Below are 15,939 nucleotides of genomic sequence, written 5' to 3'. Positions count from 1 at the left end.
AGATCCTTTATTTTTTCTTTTGGGGGATATTTGAGAGTTTAGAAATCCGGTAAATACAAGGCTGTAAAGCAACAAATTCCTATTTATATATAAAAATACCCATCCTTTATCTTATCTTTGTCTAAAGAAAAAGAATTTATTAATACAATTTTGTATTCATGGAAGAACTTCAATTAATAAATTACAGGTGTTTTACAGACCTGAAGATTTATTTCGCGCCCAACATTAATTTACTTGTAGGAGATAATGCCAGTGGGAAAACCACTATCCTGAAAGCTGCAAAATCTGTTGTAAGTTCTTTCTTTACTGGTTACAGTGACGAAAATACCCGTTTTATTGGGCTTTCGCAAAAAGACTTTACTCAATTAACTTCTGATAGTGGATTAGTAAATTACAAGCCAATTGAGCTTAAATTTAATTTGCTGAATTATCAGGCTTCTATGCGATTGGAATCTGAAAAAGGGAGACAATCTACACGTACAGGAACTCGTACGTTGGAAAGTATAAAGAAGTATGGGAAAGAACTAAAAGATACTCTGTTTGATGAAAGTCAAAAACAAATAAAAGAATTACCTCTTTTCGCAAGTTTCTCTACTGAAGACATACATAGTAGCAGAAAATTATCGACTGATAAATTTAAAGCCTATTTTCATAAACCATCCTTTGGATATTATGAGTGCCTCAATGGTGAGGGCTTGTTTCCTTATTGGATAAAGCGTATGCTTGTTCTTAAAGAAGGTAATAAAGGAGAAATAGAAGTGCAGGGAGTGCGGAAGGCGTTGCAAGATGCTCTTGGTCCTAAAGGATGCAACATTATTACCGACATACAAATCAGACCAAATCAAGGAAAGGTTTATTATATATTTACCGATGGAAGAGAAGTTGAAACAGAAAATCTTTCCGATGGATATAGAAGGTTGATAAACATTGTAACTGATATTGCTTTTCGTTGTATGCTTCTCAATCAAGGTGTTTATGGTGTAAATGCTTGTACTAAAACTAAGGGGAGCGTGCTTATTGATGAAATTGATCTTCATTTACATACAAGTCTTCAGACATCTGTTTTTAAAGGATTGCGTGTAGCATTTCCGCTATTGCAATTTATTGCGTCTACCCATGCGCCTATGGTAATGACTGGAATTGAGCCTAATGAAGATAATAAAATTTACTTGCTTTCCTATTCTAAGGAAAACGGTTATAAAGTAACAGAAACACAGCTTTATGGAATGGATGCTTCATCAATCATAGAAACAGCCTTGCATACAACGCCCCGCGTAAAAGAAGTGGATAATGAATTGAATCTGTTGTTTTCTTATATTGATGAGGGGCACTTTGAGCAAGCAAAAGAAAAGTTAATAGCTTTACAAAGTACATTTGGACATAATTTACCTGAATTAGCTAAAGCAGAAACAATGTTGAATTTCTTGGTCGAAGATGAAGAAAATTAATAAAGGAACAGAACCAAAAGCGTGGAAGCAATTCAGAGAAACACCAGGAGTAACTGAATACGTTGCTAATGATGCATTGCGCGAATCTCTATTGGAAGAACAAGGCTATATTTGTGCCTATTGTATGCGACGAATACCGGTAAGAGATAAAATAAGCAACGAAACCAGTAGAATTGATCATCTCAAATGCCGGGATAATTATCCGGATCTGCAACTGGATTATAATAATATGGTAATTTGTTGCCCGGGATGTATAAATGGAGACGATCATTGCGATAAGTTGAAAGGTAATAAGGAAATAACATTTTCTCCTTTCGAAATACATTTAGAAAATAGCATTTCGTATAGTACAAAAGATGGGCATATAAAATCATCAAATGTTCAGTGGAATAAAGAATTAGAAGAAGTTCTCAACCTAAACAACCACATGCTTAAACTAAATCGAAGACAAGCTATTGAAGGTTTACGCTCTGTTCTTGAAAAAAGTAAATGGAGCAAATCCGTCCTCCAAATGCAACTCCAAAAGTGGGAGTCTTTTGATAAAAACCATCATTTAAAACCTTACTGTGGGGTGATAATCTGGTATTTGCGTAAAAAATTACATAAGGTTCTCTGAATAAATAGAACCACTTAGCGAGCCCTATATAGTAGCGTCATTGCAATCCTCAAGTCACCCCTTTCTATTCCCTAAAGTATATAGTTACCTTTATATAAGGTAGGTAATTACAATCTTTATCATCATTATGATAAATTCTTATCACGAGCATGATAAAACTTTATCAGGCTCATGATGATATTTTATCACGTCCATGATAAGGTTTCTGTATAGCCTACTAAATGCATTGAAAGGGTATACCTTGAGGAATAAAAATAGGGGGGTAGGCATAAAGAAGGGGCTCACTTATGGAATCGTTATTTATATAAGGAGATGTTCATAATTAGTTTGTATTTGTTTTGAGGGAAATGGGTACGCGGAAAAAACGGAATGAGCGGATGAACGCGTATCTATCTTTTTTTGAGTTATATTGAACCGCAGAGTTACGCAGATTAACGCAGAGTTTTTAATACAATGCTGCATAAAACTAAAACTTAATCCTCTGCGTTAATCTGCGTAACTCTGCGGTTCAAATTCAATCCTTTCCAAACTTATATAAACTAATAACGAACATTCCCTTGTCAAATAGAAACCCTATTAGCCATTTTGTGGGCTAAACAAGCCTGTTTTACTTCCTTTTTGCAATTTTTCAAGAATATAAATGAGGTTTTGGATAAGATTGTATTATCTTTATCATACAATTGAATCTAATGATATATGAAAGAACTTGTAAAACAGTTGCTTTATGAAAGGCATTTGGAACGTGCAGAACTTGTACGCCTGCTTTCGAACTTCGACCAGGAGTTATTATCATATATCAATGATTGTGCCCGTTCTGTTACAATCACCCATTTTGGCAAGGCAATTTATTTAAGAGGACTGATAGAACTGACAAACTTCTGCCGGAATAATTGTTTCTATTGTGGTATTCGCGCAAGTAACCGCAATATAGAGCGGTACAGACTGATGAAAGAGCAAGTGCTGAATTGTTGCAGGCTGGGAGATCATCTGAAAGTCAGAACATTTGTACTGCAAGGAGGAGAAGACCTTGCCATAAAAGACTTTATTGTAGAAGACCTGATAAAGTCTATTCACCGGGAGTTTCCTTACGCAGCCATTACGCTTTCGCTTGGCGAGAGAAGTCAGGAGTCGTATCAAGCCTTTTATGAGGCAGGTGCCACTCGGTATTTATTACGGCATGAAGCTGCTAACCGGGATCTTTATAATCATTTACACCCGGATGTAATGTCTTATGATAATCGCATCGAATGCTTGCATACCCTGAAAAAGATTGGATTCCAAACGGGAGCCGGCATGATGATAGGGAGTCCCGGTCAAACCATAGAACACCTTGTAGATGATATCCTTTTCCTGGAAGAATTAAATCCGCAAATGATTGGTATGGGGCCTTATATCCCTCAACGTGATACACCTTTTGCCTCCGAAGCTCCCGGAAGTGTACTACTTACTTTGATGCTTATATCCATTGTACGGTTGATGTTTCCCAAGGCACTGATTCCTGCTACAACAGCCCTTGCCACACAGGCCGATGATGGGTACGAAAAAGGAATCCTGGCAGGTGCGAATGTAATTATGCCTAATCTGCTTCCTATAGAGTATAAAACGAAATATTCTATTTACGATAATAAGGAAGCAGTTCATCAAACAACGAAAGAACAAATTGAGAACTTAAAAAAACGAATCGACTCCATCGGATATTTCTTTTCAGAAAACCGGGGAGATTATGAACCTTAAATCTATATATAACCATGTATAATGCCCATTCTAAGATAGCGGAAGAATTTATTGCTAATGATGAAATTATTGACTCTATAGAATATGCTAAATCCAACGCTACCAACCGTACGCTTATTGAGAGCTTGTTGAAAAAAGCTGCTGATTGCCAGGGATTATCTCATCGCGAAGCTGCTGTATTACTTGAATGTAATATAGCCGATTTGAACGAACAGATGTTCGACCTGGCACGCCGGATTAAAGAGAAACTCTATGGAAATAGAATTGTAATGTTTGCTCCTTTATATCTATCAAACTATTGTGTAAATAGTTGCTTGTATTGCCCGTATCATGCCAAAAACAAAACAATGCCTCGCATTAAACTAACGCAAGAGGAGATAGCCAGAGAGGTTATTGCTTTGCAAGATATGGGGCATAAACGCTTGGCTATTGAATCGGGGGAGCATCCTCAAACCCCTATCGAATATATACTGGAAAGCATAAAAACAATCTATAGTATTAAGCATAAAAACGGAGCCATACGCAGGGTAAATGTAAATATAGCCGCTACTACTGTTGAGAACTATCAGAAATTGAAAGAAGCCGAGATAGGCACTTATATTCTTTTTCAGGAAACCTATCAGAAAGAGAACTATGAGAGATTGCATCCTCATGGACCCAAAAGTAATTATGCCTACCATACAGAAGCTATGGATCGTGCCATGGAAGGAGGAATTGACGATGTAGGTCTTGGTGTATTGTTTGGTCTTAGCGATTATCAGTATGATTTTGTTGGGTTGCTAATGCATGCAGAACATCTTGAAGCCGTGTGGGGAGTAGGTCCTCATACCATTAGTGTACCCCGCATTTGTCCGGCAGATACGATTGATACCACCCTTTTTGAGTATGGCATTCCGGATGACATCTTTCAGAAAATAGTTGCAGTTATTCGAATAGCAGTTCCTTATACCGGAATGATTGTCTCGACCAGAGAATCGCAAACGATGCGCGAGAAAGCACTTGCATTAGGAATCTCTCAAATTAGTGGAGGCTCGCATACCAGTGTGGGTGGTTACGAAGAAGAACATCAGGCAAATGAAACGGCTCAATTTGACATCAGCGATCAGCGAAGTTTAGATGAAATTGTAAACTGGTTGCTCGATTTAGGATATATACCCAGCTTTTGTACAGCTTGCTATAGCTCCGGACGCACAGGAGGACGTTTTATGTCTATGGTAAAGAATGGCTTAATAGCCAAAAACTGCACGGCCAATGCATTAATCACGCTAAAGGAATATCTGAAAGATTATGCCTCGGACGAGACGCGAATAAAGGGAGAGAAACTAATAGACGAATGTAAACGATGAATCATACACCTCAATCGGATAGATTACACATCGGGCTGTTTGGTAAATGCAATAGTGGGAAATCATCACTGATTAATGCTATAACCGGGCAATACACAGCCATTGTATCGGAAATAGCGGGTACTACTACCGACCTTGTAACTAAAAGCATGGAAATAGCTGGGTTAGGTCCGTGCCTGTTTATGGATACAGCCGGCTTTGATGATGCAAGTAATTTAGCTCCCGAACGTTTAAGTAAAACGCAATTGGCTATTGAGAAAACAGATGTCGCTCTGATTGTATGTACTGATACTAATGTTTCTGAGGAAATAGTTTGGATAAATAAGTTTATTCAAAGAGGTACTCCTGTTCTGGTTGTGGTAAATCAGCATAATGAGAAATTAAATCCACAGGAGGTTATTGATGCCATAAAACAAACAACTCATGCAGATGCAGTTGTTGTTAATGCTAAAACAGGAGAAGGGAAAGAGGAACTCATTCAGGCTATTATAAAGATACAAAGAAACCTCGAATCTGTAAATACAATAACAGGCAATCTGGTGTTGCCCGGAGATGTGGTAATGTTAGTGATGCCACAAGATGCGCAAGCACCACGCGGCAGATTGATTTTACCGCAGGTACAAACCATTCGTGAATTATTGGATAAGGATTGTGTAATAGTGAATACCACAGTTACTCAGATGTCAAGAGCCATCGACTCATTAAAGAATCCTCCGGCATTAGTTATTACAGACTCTCAGGCTTTTGAGGAAGTGAGTCGTCTAACTCCTGCAAATAGCAAATTGACATCCTTCTCTGTGTTATTTGCTCATTACAAGGGAGATATAAAGGAATTTATACGTGGAGCACATACCATAAATACATTAACCGAACAATCCCGGATTTTAATAGCCGAGGCATGTACTCATGCACCCTTAAGCGAAGATATAGGAAGGGTAAAGATTCCTGCCATGCTTCGGAAACGTTTGGGAAGCGGGTTGGGTATAGATATCGTTGGCGGCACCGATTTTCCTCAAGATCTTTCTCCGTATCATCTGATTATTCATTGCGGCGGTTGCATGTTTAATCAGCGTTATGTTAAATCCCGTATAGAAAGAGCAAAAGAACAAAAGGTGCCGATAACGAACTATGGCATCACAATTGCTTACCTAAAAGGAATACTTGATAAGGTGGTTTATCCGGATTAGCTATTCTCTAACCACCAATCAATCATTTTACGAGCCAAACTAAGCTTGCGGGGCAGTTCGGGCAGATTATCTTTGGAATAAAATGCAGCCGAGGTTAATTCTTCTTCTTGCAATTGAATTTCCCCGCTTTCGTAATCGGCAATAAAGCCTACCATTAAGCCACTGGGGAAGGGCCACGGCTGACTCCCAAAGTAGGTTACGTTTTTGATGGTTAATCCGGTTTCTTCCAGAACTTCTCGTTGCGCACATTCTTCCAGGCTTTCTCCTGTTTCCAAAAATCCGGCAACAAGACCATGAAAAGGACCTCTGAAGTTACGGGCACGAACCAATAAAACAGAATCTCCTTTCCGAACCAGTGCCAAGATGGCTGTGGAAATAGCAGGAAACATCTCAAAACTGCAAGTCGGACACTTTTTGGCGATGGGCATGAATTGCTTCGTTTGAGTTCCGCATACCGGGCAATAGGTACTTGTTTTGTCCCAATATAATATTTCGCTGGCTTTGCCCGCCATGTTGTACAGGGCTTCCGGTAGATAGTCGTAAGAACTGCGTAAGTCCACCATTAAGTATTGGTTGTTATCCTCAATAGAAGATGGAACAACCAATGCTTTGCAAGAACTGTTGTCGAGAGTAGAAATTTCATGTATAATGCTTTCAGTAGCAGTTACAGGAATTTCCTGTTGGCGGGGTATAGTGTAAGATCCGTCTTTTTTCTCAAGTAATAGCTGGTCGTTATGGAAAATAAACCACCAGGTTGATGGTAACGTATTCATCTTAGCTTGTATGTAGTTCAAATTTTGATGCAAATGTAAGGAAATTAAATATCAATCCCTCTATCAACTCCAATCTCGTTCATAAAATACTTATCATGAGATATCACAATCACTGTTCCTGTATACTGCTTAATCGTTGAAGTAATCATTTCGATGTTTTGAATATCCAGGTTATTAGTCGGTTCATCCAGAATGAAAATATCCGGGGTGTTATTGCTAATCATCAGGCAGCAGAATGCAAGTCTCATTTTCTCGCCTCCACTTAGTTTGTTGCAAGGTTTATTCCATACATCGGCAGGAAAAAGAAACCTGTTAAGTATGGTTTTTAACTCATGGTCGGGCAACGGAATGAGATTGAAAGATTCCGCCTGTTCCAGAATACTCTTTTCTGCCTGAATAATTGAATATTCCTGATCCATATATACATAACTCAACTGATCGGCTCTGGTGATTACTCCCGCGGTTGGCGTTAATTTTCCGGTAATGAGTTTCAAGAGGGTGGTTTTTCCGCTTCCATTGTTGCCGCTAATGGCAATGCGGTCGCCGCTTCTGATTTGAAAACTTAAAGGCTCTTTCCAGAGTGGCGTGTTATGGTAACCGAAATTTATTTCTTGTGCTGTAACCAATACCTTTCCGGTGTGTAAAGAAGAGGAATTGAAATCCGTCTTTAATACACTCGACATAGGTATAGAGGTACGCAGTTGCCTGACTTCTCCTTGAATGGATTCTACCTTTTCGGTATGTATTCCTTTCAGTTTGGCTGTACTGTTTTCTGCCTTGCTTTTCAGGTTTCCCATAGCAATGCGCGATACGCCTTTTTTGATGTTGTGCTTTTCGCCACGTACATCGTGCTTTTGTTGGCGCTCTGCAGCTTCTCTGGCTGTTTTCTGAGCCAGGCGGAATTGCTTTTCTTTCTCTTCTAACTTTTGCTGCAAAGCTTGTAAAGCGATGGATTTCTGCTCTTTGTAAAATTCATAGTTCCCTCCATAAACAGTAATGCCATTGGCGCTAAGTTCGCAGGTTACAGACAAAAGATTCAGTAATGTCCTATCGTGGCTCACTATCATCATAGTTGACCGACTTGACTGAATATAACTGTAAAGCTTCTGTCGATACGAGTAATCCAAATGATTGGTAGGCTCATCCAACAAAATAACAGATTCGGCATGAATCTCCATACCGGCAAGAAATACCTTTGTTTTTTCTCCGCCGCTAAGTGTTTGCATCGGATGAGAAAGATCGAAAGACGCTAACCCCCATGTAGATAGTGCTGCATGGATACGCTCTTCGATATTCCAATCATCATTCAGGATATCATAGAGTTTTTCATCGGTTTCGCCTTTTAGAATAGCTTGTAATGCTTGGAGCTTATCCTCAACCTGTAATGCCTGAGCTATAGTCATTTCGTTGTACTGACCAAAATGCTGAGGTACATAATAAAGACCTGAGGAAGGAATCATAACAGTTCCTTCGGATGCTTTTAACCGACCGGCAATGATCTTTAATAAGGTGGATTTTCCGCTACCGTTGTTGCCTACTAATGCAACCTTTTCTCCTTTATTAACTGATAAGTTGATATTGCCAAACAAAATATCTTTGTCGGCATGCATGTATGCAATACGCTGAATAGTAATGTACGACATGTTGTAAAATAAGAATTGAAAATAAATACTGAAAGCTTGAGCCTTCGGAAGAAAACACAAATGCAATTGCCAAAGATGACAATTAAAAAGAAGTGATAAGAGGAGGTGTTTTTTACATTCTCATTGGAATAGTTACATAATTAGACTGCAAATCTAACAAATAAATATAAATATTTAATAGTATTCACAGAAAATAATTTTACTTTTGTAGGGAACGACTAAACTAAAAATAATGATTATGGATAATTTTTCATATTATAACCCGGTAAAGATACTCTTTGGAAAGGGTATGATTGCCCAATTAAAGAAAGAAATTCCCCTCAAATCTCGCGTGTTGGTAATTTACGGAGGTGGAAGTATTAGAAGAAATGGAGTGTATGACCAAGTTAGAGATGCATTGACAGGATATGAATGGACGGAATTTGCCGGCATAGAAGCCAATCCTCATTATGAAACTTGTATGCGTGCGGTAGAAGAGATTAACAGAAGTAAAATCTCTTTTCTGTTGGCCGTAGGTGGAGGATCTGTGCTCGATGCAACTAAATTTATTGCTGCGGCTGCTTGCTTTAAAGGAGATGCCTGGGATATTCTGGCGAAAAGAGCTCCTGTTCGTAAAGCGTTGCCTTTGGCTTGCGTAATGACATTGCCGGCTACGGGATCTGAGATGAATAGTGGTGCTGTTATAACCAAGGCATCTACTCAGGAAAAATTGGCTTTTAATTCTCCTTTGGTTTTCCCTCAGTTTTCGGTTTTAGATCCCGAAACTACTTATTCTTTACCGGATAATCAGACGGCAAATGGTATTATAGATGCTTTTGTGCATGTGTGCGAACAGTATCTTACTTATCCGGTTAATGCTCCTATACAAGATAGATATGCTGAGGCTATTCTTTTAACGCTGGTTGAAAATGGCACTAAAGTTTTAAATGCCCCCCACGATTATGACCTGAGGGCTAATATAATGTGGACGGCTACTATGGCATTAAATGGATTGATTGCCGTGGGTGTGCCTCAAGATTGGGCTACGCACATGATTGGTCATGAAATCACAGCTTTTCATGGATTGGCGCATGCAGAAACTTTAGCCATTGTACTGCCTGCCTTAGCGCGTGTGATGAAAGAAAATAAGAAAGAAAAACTGCTTCAAATGGGTGAGCGGGTGTTCAATATCAATTCCGGAAGTACGGAAGAGAAGATTGAACAAACCATTCATGCTATGGAAACTTTCTTTCAGTCTTTAGGAGTACGCACCAAGCTATCTGAATATGGTTTGGGAGAAGATATAATAGAACCTATTGCAAAACGCTTTGAAGAAAGAGGCTGGATGCTTGGAGAAAAACAAGATATAACTCCTGATAGGGTGAGGGAGATTTTGCAGATTGCTTTGTAGAGACGCACGCCGTGCGTCTCAAAACCAACATGATATATAATGAGACGCACGCCGTGCGTCTCTACGCAATTATTCCATCGCCGATTTATCAAAAGACAAAGGCAGCAAATCTCCTACATGCCTAATCTCGTACGTTTCTTCCTTTCCATATAATAAGATACGGAATGGATGATTATATCTTTTCTCCGTTTCGAGCATTACCTGCCGACAAGCTCCGCAAGGCGGAATAGGAGAGGGGATAAAGTCTTTTTCCGTACGCGCAGCTACCGCCAGTGTTTCTACCGGCTGATCCGGATACTCGGAATTGGCATAAAACAACGTGGTTCTTTCGGCACATAGTCCGGATGGATAAGCTGCATTTTCCTGATTGCTTCCTGTAACTACTATTCCATTCTTTAAACGAGCAGCAGCGCCCACAGCAAATTTGGAATAAGGCGAATAACTTTTCTTGGTTGCTTCTTTGGCTGCAACAACCAATGCCCGATCGGATTCGCTTAGCTCATCGAATGTATAGACTTTTATAACAGCACTGATAGTTAAATTCTTCATAGCTAAAATGATTGTATAATATCACAAAGTTAAAAAAGAGTAGAACATAATCTACTGTTTTGCGGATTTCTTTTGCTTATTCAACCGCATATTCAACATTTTTACAATAATTATTCTGTGGAAAATGTAAACAGGCTCTTTGTATTCCCAATTATTTTTATGACTTTTGTAAATACACAAAAGATCATTAAAATATGTATAAGAAACCCTCAATCCTATTATCTGCATTGTTGCTTATTTTTTCGCTCCATATTCATGCTCAATATAAGAGTGCTGTGTTTGTGGCGTATGTTGAAAAGTATGGTGACATAGCCGTGGAACAAATGAAGTTACATAAAATTCCGGCCAGTATAACGCTGGCACAAGGACTGCTTGAAAGTGGTGCCGGACAGAGTGCACTGGCTAAAGAAAGTAATAACCATTTTGGTATTAAGTGCGGAAGTAGTTGGACAGGAAAAACGGTGAAGCATCATGACGATGCCCGCAATGAATGTTTCCGGGCTTATAAAAATGTAAGCGACTCTTATGAAGACCATTCCATTTTTCTTACCAGTGGTGCCCGTTATGCTTTTCTGTTTAACTTAGATGTAACAGATTATGAAGGATGGGCAAAGGGATTGAAAAAAGCAGGTTATGCAACCGACCCTTCTTATGCTAATCGTTTGATTACTATTATTGAAGATTATGAACTCTATCTGTATGATCAGAAGGGTAAGAATGGCAAGAAAGAGAAGGAAAAAATTGTAGTAAACCCACATCAGGTATATAAGGCAAATGGTATGGCTTATGTGGTAGCACGTTATGGAGATACTTTCGAAGCTCTTGAGGCTGAATTCGATATCAGCAAAAAGAAACTGATTAAATACAATGATTTGTTTAAAGAATATACTTTGGTAGCCGGCGATATCGTTTATCTTTGTCAGAAGAAGAAAAAAGCAGATAATGGATACACAGTATATGTGGTGAAAACGGGCGACTCTATGCACTCTATTTCCCAGAAGTATGGTGTACGTCTGAAATATCTGTATAAAATGAATAATAAAACCGCCGATTATCTACCTGCGGTAGGAGATTATTTGAGATTAAGATGATATGAAATGAATAAATAAAAGAGGCGGTCCTCACGGATGGCCTCTTTCGTAAAAAACACAAACAATCAAAATCAACAATCGATTTTACTATCCCTATTTTCTCGTTCTTCTTTTCTCTCTAAGTAGTTATTATAATATAGGCGTATTGTTTCTTCCAGTTCCTCAAAAGAACAATCTAACCCACGATTGGAGAAACAAATAGGCGATCCGTAATAATGAAGTTTTAATTCCAATGATCGTCTTTTATGCATTATTTGTTCCCGTGCAATGTATTCCTGCGGATTCTTTATTTTTAGGCTGATATATTTTTTCCCGGGATGATCGAGATCATCTATGATTCGTATTTTCACTACATCTTCCCATTCTACTATACCATACCTGTGTCCGGTTGAAATATCATTGAAGCCTTCGCTCGAAATAAAGAAACCAATGAAGTTTTCTTTCCGAAGATAAATGTACCCTACAACAAAGAATGCAGTTACGGCAAGTGATGCCAGGACTATTATAAAACAAAGAAATCTTCCGGCAACTTTTTCCAGCCCCATGCCGAGCCGGAAAAAGAAGAATGCAAGTACCAGATTAATGATTATGCTTAGAATCAGTCCAACTTTTTTATAAGGTCTTAACTTAAATGTTTTGACCGGTAATTTTGTTGTCATAATCATCTGTCTTCTATATTTGTTGTTCTACATTCAATACAAATGCGCGTAACCCTTGCTCTTCGGATTGCATATCGAATTTATGCAATAACTTCAGGAAGCGTTCTACTTTTGTATCTTCCACCATCGTCATAATGGCACCATTCATGGTGGGCCAGGCATGAGAGCCCAGATGAGGCTCTCCGGTGCGGCTGCCTTTTCCCGCTACATTGTCCCAGTGAGTAAATCCATGAATTTGTTCGCGCTCCATGATACTTATGATCATTTCATAAGAAGCCTGATTAAATATGATAAATATTGCTTTCATACTGTTGTTGTTTTAGTGGTTAGAATATAGTAGTTAGTATATTCTCTACTTATTAATTATTCCTCCAATCTAAGTTCTAATAAATCCGTATTAGCAAGTTCTTTTCGGCGACGTTTTACACCTCCTCCGGCAAATATGCAATACATAACAGGAACAAGTACGAGTGTAATTAATGTTGATACACTAAGTCCCCATGCTACGGTCATACCCATGGAATTCCACATTTCGGCTCCTTCGCCTGTGCCTATTGCCATTGGTATCATTCCTAAAACGGTAGTCAGAGTGGTCATTAATACAGGGCGTAGACGAGATTTACCGGCTGTTACCACTGCATTGATGATGCTCATTCCCCGTTCGCGGCATAATATGATATAGTCTACAAGTACAATACCATTTTTCACTACCACACCCAGTAAGATTAGGATACCGATCATTGCCATCACTCCTAAAGGTGTATTTGTTACGAATAACCCCAAGAATACTCCGGTAAATGCAAAAGGTATGGAGAACATAATCACAAATGGATCTGTGAGCGATTCAAACTGTGCTGCCATAACAATAAATACCAGAATAATGATAAGAACCATTAATGTAGTCAGGTCGGCAAATGTATCCTGTTGGTCTTCGTAAGTACCACCAATAGAACAAGTTACGTCCGAAGGTAATTGCATATCAGCAATGATATTCTCTGTTTTGGCAACCAAATCACTCAATGCAGCTCCTTCGGCTACTATACCGGATACGGTAATGATGCGTTCTCTGTCTTTACGCTCGATGGTTGGAGGGGTAAGTCTTTCAACTACCTGACCGATATCGCGTATACGCACTCCTTTACCGGAATTATTGTAAACGATAATGTTTTCAATATCTTCTACCGTTTCTCTATATTCGGGTGCATAGCGTACTCTGATATCATACTCCTCGCCATCTTCGCGGAAATAGGATGCAATAGAACCATTTACACGATTACGCAGGTAAGAGGATACAGTGGTTACATTCAAACCATTTAATGCCAACTTCTGACGATCGAAGTCTATCTGTATTTCAGGAATATAATCTCCCCGGCTGATGTTAACTTGCGAACATTCCTTCTGGTTTCTTAATCGTTCGGAGAGTTCGGCGGCTACAGCATCGGTTACAGCAAAGTCATATCCATATATTTCCACATCCACGCTTGACTCTCCACCCATACCGGCTCCTCCGGCTGTTACTTTGAATTCTTTTAGCTCGGTATATTCGGCAAGATCTTTTCGCATTAAGTCGGCAATTTCGGTCATGTGTCTGTCACGTTCTTCTATGCTGACAAGAGCTATGTTGTAATTCATAATGTAAGTACCGTTTTCGCTCATGTTGGCAAATGTATTGTCGGTATCTGCCTGTCCGAAAGAATAGTTCAGTACTTTAATTTCCGGATACTTTTCTTTAAACTCCTGGCTTATCCGGTAGGCTACATCGCTGGTGATTTCCTGTCTTGTACCGATAGGCATCTCGGCAGTGATGCTAATGCGTGCACTGTCCATAGCGGGGAAGAACTCCGTTTTTATATAAGGCAATAACAACATGCTTCCGGCGAAAATAGCTATTGCAAGTACAATAACACTCTTTCGGTGATGTACCGACCAGTTTAAGAGTTTGGCATATCCTTCGTCTAAAGTATTCAGTACCTTTTCGATAGGCGTAAAGAACAGCGTGTACAGTTTACCCTTTTTGGTATCGAGTTTCAACATCTTAGAACTCAACATCGGAATCAATGTAAGAGCAGCAATTGTAGAGATTATCATAATGATACTTACAATCCATCCAAGTTGCTTGAATAAAACTCCGGCCATACCTGTTATCATGGTAAGCGGTAAGAATACAGCAAGCATTGTTAGCGTTGAAGCAATTACAGATAACGAAACTTCTTTTGTTGCAAAAATGGCTGCTTGTTTAGGTTTGCTACCCCGATTGATATGGTTTGTAATGTTTTCGAGTACAACAATCGAGTCGTCTACTACCATACCTATAGCCAGCGAGAGTGCCGAAAGTGATATAATGTTCAGCGTGTTTCCACTTGCCAACAGGTAGATAAATGCTCCAATCAATGATACAGGAATAGTGATACCAATAATAAGAGTAGCACGCCAACGCCCCAGGAATACGAATACTACGATCATTACAATTATAAGTGTTGTAATAATGGTTTCTGTCAATGAATCCATGGTGTTGTTGATGTTGTCGGAGGTATCAATGATAACGCCCAGCTTCACATCTGATGGCAAAGAACGTTGCAATTCCGGCAAACGTTTATGAACTTCCTTGGCAATGTTTACAGAATTAGCTCCCGATTGCTTTTGAATGATAACCATAGCACCGCGTTGGCTGTCTGTATATGATTCTTGTGCACGTTCTTCTACTGAATCTTCCACACGTGCCACATCTTTCAGGTAGATTGCCTTTCCGTCTTTATGCCCGATAACAAGGTCTAACATTTCCTTTGCATCGTCAAACTCTCCTTGTACACGTAATGACAATGTGCTGGAACCAAAATCTACACTACCTCCGGGGGTGTTCCGGTTTTCCATTCCAATGATTTGAGATACATTCTCGATGGTAAGCCCGTATGCATCTAATTTGTATGGATCGCAATATACATTTACTTCTCGTTTGGCTGTGCCCGAAATAGATACAGTTCCCACTCCGCTGATACGTGCCAATGGGTTGGCTACTTTATCGTCCAGAATTTTATATAAAGCGTTGGTGCTTTCGTCTGCTACAACAGATAAAACAATGATAGGGATATCATCTGCACCGAATTTAAAAAGTATGGGTGTATTAGAATCATCGGGTAGGCTCGATTTAACCTGATCTAATTTATCGCGTACATCATTGGTAGCCACATTAATATCTATACCATATTCGAACTCAAGTGTGATAACGGAAATGTTTTCACGAGAACTGGAAGAGATGTGTTTCAAATCACTCACCCCGTTGAGCGCATTCTCAATGGGCTTGGATACGTTCATTTCAATATCGCTGGCACTGGCTCCCGGATAGGCAGTCATTACCATGATGGCATTTTCATCGATCTGTGGCAATAAATCTACTGCCAGTTTTTGGTACGAGAAAATCCCCAGTATGATGATAGCAACAAAGCATAAGGCTGTTGTTACCGGTTTGTTTACTGCTGAAGAATAGATACTCATTTTAATTAAGA

General features: G+C 39.2%; 12 protein-coding genes and 1 pseudogene. 7 read left to right on the top strand and 6 right to left on the bottom strand.

The genetic code is table 11. From position 1 onward, the window contains the following. Positions 1-158: 158 nt before the first annotated feature. From D0T60_RS15195 to hydF, 5 genes and pseudogenes are all read left to right on the top strand, one after another. Positions 159-1,448: an AAA family ATPase gene (locus D0T60_RS15195; protein WP_163218985.1), complete on the top strand. Its 1,290-nt coding sequence runs from the start codon at positions 159-161 to the stop codon at positions 1,446-1,448. After that, positions 1,435-2,064 carry a hypothetical protein gene (locus tag D0T60_RS15190; RefSeq protein WP_163218984.1) on the top strand — a complete coding sequence of 210 codons (630 nt, stop codon included), beginning with the start codon at positions 1,435-1,437 and terminating at the stop codon, positions 2,062-2,064. The genes D0T60_RS15195 and D0T60_RS15190 overlap by 14 nt, the downstream gene beginning before the upstream one ends. A 696-nt stretch (positions 2,065-2,760) precedes the next feature. After that, complete coding sequence (gene hydE, locus D0T60_RS15185) at positions 2,761-3,798, top strand: [FeFe] hydrogenase H-cluster radical SAM maturase HydE (RefSeq protein ID WP_163218983.1); 1,038 nt, start codon at positions 2,761-2,763, stop codon at positions 3,796-3,798. 14 nt (positions 3,799-3,812) lie between these two features. After that, positions 3,813-5,126: pseudogene (gene hydG / locus D0T60_RS15180) on the top strand ([FeFe] hydrogenase H-cluster radical SAM maturase HydG); the annotation flags it as partial. A 14-nt stretch (positions 5,127-5,140) separates the two neighbouring features. Beyond that, positions 5,141-6,331: a [FeFe] hydrogenase H-cluster maturation GTPase HydF gene (hydF, locus tag D0T60_RS15175; protein ID WP_163218981.1), complete on the top strand. Its 1,191-nt coding sequence runs from the start codon at positions 5,141-5,143 to the stop codon at positions 6,329-6,331. Here hydF and nudC read toward each other — a convergent pair. Both nudC and abc-f read right to left on the bottom strand, forming a co-directional pair. Then, positions 6,328-7,104 (bottom strand): NAD(+) diphosphatase, encoded by a 777-nt coding sequence (nudC, locus tag D0T60_RS15170; RefSeq protein WP_163218980.1) that lies wholly within the window; start codon positions 7,102-7,104, stop codon positions 6,328-6,330. The two genes, hydF and nudC, sit on opposite strands and share 4 nt — an antisense overlap. Before the next feature lie 44 nt (positions 7,105-7,148). Next, complete coding sequence (gene abc-f, locus D0T60_RS15165; protein WP_163218979.1) at positions 7,149-8,747, bottom strand: ribosomal protection-like ABC-F family protein; 1,599 nt, start codon at positions 8,745-8,747, stop codon at positions 7,149-7,151. Between the two features lie 238 nt (positions 8,748-8,985). On the opposite strand from abc-f, the gene D0T60_RS15160 reads away from it, so the two are divergent. Continuing rightward, on the top strand, positions 8,986-10,137 hold the full coding sequence (locus D0T60_RS15160; RefSeq protein WP_163218978.1) for an iron-containing alcohol dehydrogenase: 1,152 nt from the start codon (positions 8,986-8,988) through the stop codon (positions 10,135-10,137). Positions 10,138-10,206: 69 nt separating this feature from the next. Here D0T60_RS15160 and cdd read toward each other — a convergent pair whose 3' ends face one another. Continuing rightward, positions 10,207-10,686 carry a cytidine deaminase gene (cdd, locus tag D0T60_RS15155; protein ID WP_163218977.1) on the bottom strand — a complete coding sequence of 160 codons (480 nt, stop codon included), beginning with the start codon at positions 10,684-10,686 and terminating at the stop codon, positions 10,207-10,209. 194 nt (positions 10,687-10,880) lie between these two features. Between cdd and D0T60_RS15150 the strand changes: the two genes are divergently transcribed. After that, positions 10,881-11,777, top strand: coding sequence for a glucosaminidase domain-containing protein (locus tag D0T60_RS15150; RefSeq protein WP_163218976.1), 897 nt, complete (start codon positions 10,881-10,883; stop codon positions 11,775-11,777). A 71-nt stretch (positions 11,778-11,848) separates the two neighbouring features. Here D0T60_RS15150 and D0T60_RS15145 read toward each other — a convergent pair whose 3' ends face one another. Genes D0T60_RS15145 through D0T60_RS15135 form a run of 3 tightly spaced genes read right to left on the bottom strand, consistent with a single transcriptional unit; the run spans position 11,849 to position 15,928 of the window. Beyond that, a complete protein-coding gene (locus D0T60_RS15145) occupies positions 11,849-12,436 on the bottom strand; it encodes an STM3941 family protein (RefSeq protein WP_163218975.1) in 588 nt (195 codons plus the stop codon). 13 nt (positions 12,437-12,449) lie between these two features. Continuing rightward, positions 12,450-12,743: a PG0541 family transporter-associated protein gene (locus tag D0T60_RS15140; protein ID WP_163218974.1), complete on the bottom strand. Its 294-nt coding sequence runs from the start codon at positions 12,741-12,743 to the stop codon at positions 12,450-12,452. Positions 12,744-12,799: 56 nt separating this feature from the next. After that, positions 12,800-15,928, bottom strand: coding sequence for an efflux RND transporter permease subunit (locus D0T60_RS15135; protein WP_163218973.1), 3,129 nt, complete (start codon positions 15,926-15,928; stop codon positions 12,800-12,802). Positions 15,929-15,939 lie beyond the last annotated feature (11 nt).

Origin of the sequence: Bacteroides sp. 224 (genome assembly GCF_010500995.1) — a bacterium.
Classification (GTDB): Bacteria; Bacteroidota; Bacteroidia; order Bacteroidales; family Bacteroidaceae; genus Bacteroides.
This window is presented reverse-complemented; position numbering and strand designations above follow the sequence as displayed.

Excerpts from the sequence above, each read along its gene's own strand:
- D0T60_RS15145 (WP_163218975.1), bottom strand. The coding sequence starts at position 12,436 with ATGACAACAAAATTACCGGTCAAAACATTTAAGTTAAGACCTTATAAA.
- D0T60_RS15160 (WP_163218978.1), top strand. The coding sequence starts at position 8,986 with ATGGATAATTTTTCATATTATAACCCGGTAAAGATACTCTTTGGAAAG.
- hydE (WP_163218983.1), top strand. The coding sequence starts at position 2,761 with ATGAAAGAACTTGTAAAACAGTTGCTTTATGAAAGGCATTTGGAACGT.
- nudC (WP_163218980.1), bottom strand. The coding sequence starts at position 7,104 with ATGAATACGTTACCATCAACCTGGTGGTTTATTTTCCATAACGACCAG.
- D0T60_RS15195 (WP_163218985.1), top strand. The coding sequence starts at position 159 with ATGGAAGAACTTCAATTAATAAATTACAGGTGTTTTACAGACCTGAAG.
- D0T60_RS15135 (WP_163218973.1), bottom strand. The coding sequence starts at position 15,928 with ATGAGTATCTATTCTTCAGCAGTAAACAAACCGGTAACAACAGCCTTA.
- hydF (WP_163218981.1), top strand. The coding sequence starts at position 5,141 with ATGAATCATACACCTCAATCGGATAGATTACACATCGGGCTGTTTGGT.
- cdd (WP_163218977.1), bottom strand. The coding sequence starts at position 10,686 with ATGAAGAATTTAACTATCAGTGCTGTTATAAAAGTCTATACATTCGAT.
- D0T60_RS15140 (WP_163218974.1), bottom strand. The coding sequence starts at position 12,743 with ATGAAAGCAATATTTATCATATTTAATCAGGCTTCTTATGAAATGATC.
- abc-f (WP_163218979.1), bottom strand. The coding sequence starts at position 8,747 with ATGTCGTACATTACTATTCAGCGTATTGCATACATGCATGCCGACAAA.
- D0T60_RS15190 (WP_163218984.1), top strand. The coding sequence starts at position 1,435 with ATGAAGAAAATTAATAAAGGAACAGAACCAAAAGCGTGGAAGCAATTC.
- D0T60_RS15150 (WP_163218976.1), top strand. The coding sequence starts at position 10,881 with ATGTATAAGAAACCCTCAATCCTATTATCTGCATTGTTGCTTATTTTT.